We start from the raw sequence: 7,958 nt of genomic DNA on the forward strand, positions 1-7,958 counted from the left end.
CGACCGGGAACTGTCGAAGCTGCTGGCCGCGCTGAAGGCCGGCGGCCCGATCCAGGCCATCGTCGACGACATGAAGCGGCTGGAAGCCCGCAAGGCCGAGTTGACCGCAAAACTGGCNCTATGCTCAACGCATCGCAGAGCTTTCCGAGAACCTGCGGCACGAGGACAACCGTGCGCAGGCGGCGGAGATCCTGCACTCGCTGGTCGAGCAGGTGACGCTGGTGCCGGAGGATGGCGAACTGGCCATCGTGCTGCGCGGCGACCTCGGCGCGATCCTGCGCTTCGCGGCGGGCAGGAAGAACCCGGATTTCCTGTCGGAGGCCGAGGCGCTGGACAATCTTCTGGGGCGGATGGAGGCGTCGCGGAGGCCGTCGCCTAGGCAGCAAAAAACCTCCGCAGCCGGGGCTTTGGAGGTTTCGCAATTATCGTTGGTTGCGGGGCAAGCTATGATCTTTACTTGCGCCCGGAGCAAGTAAAGGTGGTTGCAGGTGTGCGCATTCATCAATCCTGGCAGTTTACTTCAACCAATCATCTCACCAAAGGCTCACTTCCACCATATGGCAGTTATGGTCTGTTTCGAACTGCTGCGTAGTTGTCATCACGCAAAGCAACTATGCCACAATACTAATAGTCTATCGGCTCAACCAACCCAGTGCATGGGTGATAGCGTACAAAATTCATACCATCTGTCCCGCGCCAGAAAAAAAACAACGCGATCTACCTATTCGCTCAACGATCTCGCAGCTTCACTGCCCGCCCCACTGCCATTGTCGCCACACCAAGACGCTTCAGCTTGACGATTCGCACATGGGCCTCTTAACGCTTCTTAAAGTATTCCCGGTGGTGCACTCCTCTTTGGACACGCCACAGCAGTGGCGTTGCGGGATTGGCTGGTGAACCGGAAGCGCCGCATCGGAACGGGCGGGCAGGCCTATCCGTTCCGACGGCGCCGGCCGGCGGAATTGCCGGCTGGCGGATATTCGATCCGCCCCATGGCCGCGCAGAAGGTTGGGCGGTCAGCCTGCCCCCGGCCCAGGGTCGGAGGCGGTCTCGCCTGCCGGCTTGTTGGCGTTGTCGATCAGGCGGCGGTGGCGGCGAGCCTCGGCCAGTATGTCCTCGAATCGTTCCAGCCCCTTGGCCTCTAGTGCCGCGATCAGCCGCAAATAGGCCTCGGCCGTTGCGCGGGCGTCGCCCATGGCGGTGTGGCGCGCCTCGGGCGGGATTATGATGCCAAGCCGCTCGGTCAGCGCATCCAGCGAATGCGGCACCGACTGGCCCCAGAGCATCGCCGAAAGCAGCACCGTATCCAGCACCTGATTGTCGAAATGCGCCCCGGTCTCGGGCACGGCGCGGCGCAGGAAGCCCATGTCGAAGGGTGCGTTATGGGCGACCAGCACCGTATCCTCGGCGAAATGGTGAAAGGCGGTCAGTGCTGCGGTCATGTCAGGGGCACCGGCCACCATCGCATCCGTGATGCCATGCACGGCGGTCGAGGCAGGCGGGATCGGCCGGCCGGGATCAACCAGCGTGTCGAAACGCTCGCCGGTCAGGCGGCCGCGGGCGATGCGCAGCCCGGCGATCTGCACGATGCGGTCAGCGGCGGGGTCAAGCCCGGTCGTCTCGGTGTCGAAGACCACGCAGGTCAGATCGGCCAGCCGCGACGAGGCCGCGCCGCGCCGCGACAGGGCGAAGTCATAGGTCAGCCCGGCGCTGTCCGGCCGGCCCGGCGCGATCGGCAGTGGCAGAACCAGCCGCGCCTGACCGTCCCGCGCCTCGGTCCAGATGCCGGTGGCATGCGCGGCCAGGATCTCGTGCCCGGTCAGTTCGGGCTGCGCCGGATCGGGCGGTTCGGCCAGCCAGGCCTCCAGCCGGTCCATGGGCAGCGCCGCCCCGGTCCAGAGCAGCAAGAGCCGCGCCTCGGACGCCTCGGCCCCGGCCTCGGCCTCGGCGGCAAGGCGGGGGGCCGCACCCTGTTCGCGCAGGCGGCGGTCCAGATGGCGCAGCAGCCCGTTCACGCCGGCCGCGTCAGCCAGCAGCACCAGCCGAGGCTGGTCGGGCGCCAGGTCCAGCCCGGCGGCCAGTTCGTTCAGCCCAGCCCCTCCGCGCGGGGCGTCACCGCTCATCGCCTCGGTCAGTACGCGCAGGACATTGGCCAATCCCTGCCCCTCGCTCTGGATCGCCTGCGCCAGAGCAGGCGGGATCGGTCCCTCCAACGCACCCAGCATTGGCACCAGGGTCGCGGCATGGCGGCGCAGAGTCTCCAGCAGGTCGCGCGGCGCGGGATGCTGCGGCGGACGGTCGTTCAGGATCAGCAGCGTGCCGCCATCGACCCGTCGCATGCGCCCCCACAGCCGCTGCCCGGCCGAGGTCAGGCAGGTCAGGTCCGTCGCCGCCGCCCCCGCCGCCAGACGCGCCGCCCCGGCCTCCAACGCGCCGCCGGGCAGATGGCGCTCGATGGGGCGGTCCAGCGCGATGCCCGGCAAGAGATGCGCGGCGGAGGCGTTGTAAAACATCACCCGTCCGGCCGGATCGGTCATCACCGCGCCGGCACCGATATCGGCAAGGATGGATTCCAGCGCCTCCTTCTCGCGTTGCAGGTCGGCGGCATGTTCGGCGACCGCATCGGCCAGCGCCTCGGCCGAACGCGCCCGCGCCTCGGCGGCGTCGCGCGCGGCGGGGCCCAGATCGGCAAGATAGCGGGCCTCCTCGATCTCGGGGGTCTGGCCGGTGCGCAAGCCCCCGGCCAGCAGTTCGATCGGGCGGGCCACGTTGCGGTCGAACAGGAACCAGATCCAGACGATCATCCCCAACGCGCCGAACCCCGCGATCAGCGCCGCAAGCGCCAGCGCGTCCAGCATCGCCTGGACCGGGACGCCCCGGCCCGTAAGGCTTGCCCCCGCCACCCACAGCGCCGCCGCCAAGATCGCGAGGACGGCGCCCGCAAGCCCGGCAAAGATCAACAGAACCCGAGCCCTCAGCGACAGCTGCGTCAGCATCGTCCCCCCAGCAGCCGCGCCAGTTCCGCGCGCAGCTCGGACAGCTCGAAGGGCTTGGCGATGAAGCCGTCCGCCCCCAGCGCCAGCCCCTTGCGGCGTTCCACGACCGAGCCGCGTGCGGTCATCAAAAGCACCCGCACATCGTTCAGCGCCGGATCGGCGCGCACATCCTGCACGATCTGATAGCCCGAGACGTCGGGCAGCATCACGTCCAGCAGCACCAGATCGGGACGGTTGGCCCGGATCTCCTCGACCGCGCCGGCACCCGTGGCCATGCGGCGGTGCTTGTGGCCGTCGCGCGACAGCAGGAAATCCAGGGCGGTAGCGATATTGTCCTCATCCTCGACCACAAGGATATCTGCCATCAGCCTCCTCCCCCGCAGACGACGGAATAGGCCGGGTCCGATGGGCCGGGGGGCGACCATGCGCCGCGCGCCGGCCGGACCAGCCCCTTCGCGCAATCGAATTCCTGCGGCACGACCAACGTAGGGCCACGCCGCTCGACCAGCGTGATCCCGGCCCGGCGGATGCCCTCGGCGGTCTCCGAGATGCCGGCCGGATCAAGGGCGGCAAAGCGGATCACGACCGGTGCCAGATAAGTCCAGGGCGCCCAGAGCTGACTGTCGCGGCCCACCAGCAGGATCTGCGCGTCCGCGGGCAGCCGGGCGACCGCGCGGTCATACCAAGCGTAGTCGTTCCAGACCGCATAAGCGACCATAGCAAGGCCGATGCCCGCCGGCAGCAGCCAGCGCGCCGGCGCCCACCCCAGCTTGCGCAACAGGTGCATTCCGGCATAAAGCAGCGCCGCCGCGCCCACGCCGACCGCGATCACGCCCAGCAGTTCGACCCCTATCCCGGTCATACGCCCCTCATCCCAACATCCCCTTGCCGTGGCCTAGCGCCGATTGCATCCCCCGCACCACCACGAAGGCGTCGCGCAGGTGGCTGCGTTGAAAGTCGGGCAGCGCGGCGGGGGACAGGTGGTTCCCCGGCCGTTCGCCCCCGCGGATCTGCGCGGCCTGGTTTTCCAACCGCGTGGTCTGGATCAGGTCATAGGCCGCGATCAAGTCGCGCGCGCCGCTACCCGAGATGACGCCCGCCGCCTGCGCCTCGACCAGCCGTGCCCTGGTGTTGACGGGGGTCAGCTGCCCCTGCAACGCATAGATCCGCGCGAGATCCGCCACGGGCACGACGCCATTGAGTTTCATGTCGATATGGTGGCGATGCTCGCCCGTGCGCGCGGTCGCGAAGCCGCCGATCAACCCCAAGGGCGGGCGGTGTTTCATCGCATTCGAGATCATATGCGCCACGAAGATCGAATTCTTCGCCGCCATGTGCAGGGTTTCCGCCTGAAGCCCGTCCAGCAGCGCGGCATCGCCGCCGATGGCGCGCAGGTCGAACATGACCGAGGCCAGCATTTGCGCCTCGGGGCTGGGATGGGCGATCCAGTCGTGGAAATAGCCGCGCCAGACCCTGCGCGGCTGGCGCCAGCGCGGGGTGATGGCCATCATTTCGCCCGGACAATAGACATAGCCGCATGCGTTCAGCCCGTCGCAGACAAAGCGCGCAAGCTCGGCGAACCACGGATCGTCCGAGTCGCAATCGTCGCCGAGGATCAGGCAATTGTCCTGATCCGACAAGCCGGTCTGTTCCTGCCGCCCCTGGCTGCCGCAGGCCGCCCATAGCCAGGGGCCGGGCGGCGGACCCAGCCGCGCCTCGGCCATGACCAGCAGGCGGCGGGTCACCGCATCGGCGATGTCGGTAATCATCCGGGTGATGGTTTCGTGCCGGTGATGGCCGTTGACCAGTTGCACCAGCAGCGCGGGAATGCGGCCGGTCGCCACCGCCATCTCGGCGACATCCGCCGCTTGCGCGATATCGCGGATCAGCGCCGAGGCCGAGATCGCCAGCACCCGCGTCAGGTCGGTCTGGCTGACCATGCCGACGAAGCGGGCCTTCTCGACCACCGGCAGATGGCCGATGCGGCGCTCGAGCATGATGTTCAGCACGTCATAGCCCAGTTCCGAGGGCGACAGCGTGATCGGCTCGGGCGTCATCACTTGCGCGACGGGCACGTTTCCGTCGCGCCCCTCGGCGACGATGCGGTTCGACATGTCGCGGATCGTGACCAGCCCGACCAGCCGATCCCCGTCCAGGACGCCGATGCTGCTGACGCGGGCGTCGCGCATGGCGCGGGCGGCCTCGATGGCAGGGGTCTGGGGGGTGCAGGTCAGCGGCGCCTGCCGCCCGATCAGGTCGCCGACCTTCAGCAGGGCCAGATCGCCTTCTCGATTGCCGGGCAAGCCGCCGCGGTCGAAGAAGCGCGCCACCGCGCGATGGCTGCCGATCAGCCGCATCAGCTCGGCACGGGGCAGCATCAGCACGGTCGAATCCTCGATGGCCGTCGCCGTGGTAACCGCCACCCCGTCGCGCAGCAGTCCCCTTTCGCCAAAGGAGTTGCGCGTCATCAGTTCGGAAACGGAATCTCCCACGGCATCCGAGACCCGGACCAAACCGCTCTCGATCAGGTAAACCCCCGCCAGCCTGTCGCCGTGGCGATAGATCACGCTGCCGGCCGGATAGGTCCTGCGCTTGAACGACGCCGCGGCCCGCTCCAGCTCGTCCTGCGGCAGGCTGTCATAGGGATGAACCGAGGCGATGAATGCAGCGATGTCGGTCATGGTTCTGCCCTGCCGATTGGCGGAAAGATCGCGCCCCCACGAAGGGACGCGACCGTTCGTCAGTGGGCCTGCGCCGCGCCGGCGCCGCGCGGGACGCGGATCGACTCGACCAGCTCACGCACCTCGACAGGCGGCTCCCTGGTGACGCTGGACACCAGATAGGCCACCGCGAAGTTGATCAGCGCGCCGACGGTCCCGAACGAGGCCGGCGAGATGCCGAACAGCCACGCATCGGCCGTGTCCGGCAGCATGTTGGTACCCGAGATGAAGAACCAGCCCTTGTAGGTGAAGATATAGACCAGCGTCGAGATGACCCCGGCCAGCATCCCCGCCATCGCGCCTTCCTTGTTCATTCGCGTCGAGAAGATGCCCAGCATCAGCACCGGGAAGATCGAGCTTGCGGCCAGGCCGAAGGCCAAAGCCACCGTCTGCGCGGCAAAGCCGGGCGGGTTCAGCCCCAGGATCGTCGCCACCAGGATCGACACCCCCATCGAGATGCGGGCGGCAAGCAGCTCTCCCTTCTCGCTGATGCCGGGGTTGATCGCGCCCTTGATCAGGTCGTGGCTGACCGCGCCCGAGATCGCCAGAAGCAGGCCCGCCGCGGTGGACAGCGCCGCCGCCAGGCCGCCGGCGGCGACGATGGCGATGACCCAGCCCGGCAGGTTGGCGATCTCCGGGTTGGCCAGAACCATGATGTCGTTGTTCACGGTGGTCAGTTCGTTACCCACCAGGCCCTGCTCGGCGACGATCGCCGCTACCGGTGCATTGGCGGCCCCGGCCTCGTTGTAATACTGGATCAGGCCGTCCCCATTCTTGTCCTCCCAGTTCAGCAGCCCGGTCAGCTGCCAGTTGCGCATCCAGTTCAGGTCTTCGCGGGTCTCGATGTCGCTCAGCGACACGGCCGGCTGGCTGAAGGTTTGGCCTGCCTCGGCGCCCGGCCACATGGTCGCGGTCAGGTTGAAGCGCGACATTGAGCCGACCGCCGGAGCGACGGTATAGAGCAGCGCGATGAAGACCAGCGCCCAACCCGCCGACTTGCGCGCATCGGCCACCTTCGGCACGGTGAAGAAGCGGATGATGACATGCGGCAGGCCCGCGGTGCCGATCATCAGCGCCATGGTGAACAGCACCATGTCCAGCGTCGACTGGTGATGGCCGGTATAGGAGCGGAAGCCCAGATCGGTGACCACCTGGTCCAGTGTCGCCAGGAACTTGGTGTCCGATGCGTTCAGCGTGCCGAACAGCCCGGTCTGCGGCAGCACATGGCCGGTCAGTTGCAGCGCGATGAACACCGCCGGGATGGTATAGGCAATGATCAGCACGATATACTGCGCCACCTGGGTATAGGTGATGCCCTTCATCCCGCCCAACACGGCATAGACGAAGACCAGCGCCGCGCCGATCCACAGCCCGGTCGAGCTGGACACTTCCAGATAGCGCGAAAAGGTCACGCCGACGCCGGTCATCTGGCCGATCACATAGGTGATCGAGATGATCAGCAGGCAGATCACGCCGATGATCCGCGCCGTGCCCGAATAGAAGCGGTCGCCGATGAATTCCGGCACCGTGAACTTGCCGAACTTGCGCAGATAGGGCGCAAGCAGCATCGCCAGCAGCACATAGCCGCCGGTCCAGCCCATCAGATAGGTCGAGTTGTCATAGCCGGTGAAGGCGATGAGGCCCGCCATCGAGATGAACGAGGCGGCGGACATCCAGTCGGCCGCCGTGGCCATGCCGTTCATGACCGGGCTGACGCCCCGGTTGGCGGCATAGAATTCGGCCGTGGACCCGGCGCGGGCCCAGATCGCGATGCCGATGTAAAGCGCGAAGGACGCGCCGATGACCAGGAGATTGAGGGTAAATTGGCTCATGGGATGCTCCTCACTCGTCCACGCCGTGTTCGGCATCGAGCTTGTTCATGCGCCAGGCATAGAAGAAGATCAGCACGATGAAGACCAGGATCGAGCCTTGCTGCGCGAACCAGAATCCCAGGTCGGTTCCTCCCACCGATATGCCCGCCACCATCGGCCGCAGGATGATCCCGAAGCCATAGGACACCAGGGCCCAGATGATCATGCACAGCCAGATCAGTTTGAGATTGGCCTGCCAGTATGCGTTTGACGATTGTCTGTCACTCATGTCCTTAAAATCCTCCCTTTTTCAAACATGTCGTTCCGTCTTTTTCGACGTGTTTGCTCCTCCGTTTCTCCCGGCGAAAAGGGCCGGGAGCGTGTTCCGCGCCTGGGTTCAGGCGCGGTTCATCCGGTTCTCGATCAGTTCG

7 protein-coding genes are annotated in these 7,958 nt (G+C 66.8%); 1 reads left to right on the plus strand and 6 read right to left on the minus strand.

Going from position 1 to position 7,958, the window contains the following annotated elements:
- Positions 1-212: 212 nt before the first annotated feature.
- The gene (locus FE811_RS28495; RefSeq protein WP_255469844.1) at positions 213-476 is read left to right on the plus strand and encodes a hypothetical protein; all 264 of its coding nucleotides are present in this window, start codon (positions 213-215) and stop codon (positions 474-476) included.
- Between the two features lie 540 nt (positions 477-1,016).
- On the opposite strand, the gene FE811_RS24685 is transcribed toward FE811_RS28495, so the two are convergent.
- From FE811_RS24685 to FE811_RS24710, 6 genes are read right to left on the minus strand one after another with little or no spacing between them, the layout of a single operon-like run.
- Complete coding sequence (locus FE811_RS24685) at positions 1,017-2,996, minus strand: 3'-5' exonuclease (RefSeq protein WP_116222536.1); 1,980 nt, start codon at positions 2,994-2,996, stop codon at positions 1,017-1,019.
- Positions 2,990-3,361, minus strand: coding sequence for a response regulator transcription factor (locus FE811_RS24690; protein ID WP_036760340.1), 372 nt, complete (start codon positions 3,359-3,361; stop codon positions 2,990-2,992). Before FE811_RS24690 ends, FE811_RS24685 begins: the two co-directional genes overlap by 7 nt.
- Positions 3,361-3,858: a hypothetical protein gene (locus FE811_RS24695; protein WP_036760342.1), complete on the minus strand. Its 498-nt coding sequence runs from the start codon at positions 3,856-3,858 to the stop codon at positions 3,361-3,363. Before FE811_RS24695 ends, FE811_RS24690 begins: the two co-directional genes overlap by 1 nt.
- A 7-nt stretch (positions 3,859-3,865) precedes the next feature.
- Positions 3,866-5,677, minus strand: coding sequence for a DUF294 nucleotidyltransferase-like domain-containing protein (locus FE811_RS24700; protein WP_116222535.1), 1,812 nt, complete (start codon positions 5,675-5,677; stop codon positions 3,866-3,868).
- Between the two features lie 59 nt (positions 5,678-5,736).
- Positions 5,737-7,548 carry a sodium:solute symporter family protein gene (locus FE811_RS24705; RefSeq protein ID WP_036760346.1) on the minus strand — a complete coding sequence of 604 codons (1,812 nt, stop codon included), beginning with the start codon at positions 7,546-7,548 and terminating at the stop codon, positions 5,737-5,739.
- Between the two features lie 10 nt (positions 7,549-7,558).
- Positions 7,559-7,816, minus strand: coding sequence for a DUF4212 domain-containing protein (locus tag FE811_RS24710; protein WP_036760348.1), 258 nt, complete (start codon positions 7,814-7,816; stop codon positions 7,559-7,561).
- Positions 7,817-7,958: the final 142 nt, after the last annotated feature.

The sequence above is a fragment of the Paracoccus sp. FO-3 genome, from assembly GCF_006386455.1.
GTDB classification, from domain to species: Bacteria; Pseudomonadota; Alphaproteobacteria; order Rhodobacterales; family Rhodobacteraceae; genus Paracoccus; species Paracoccus versutus.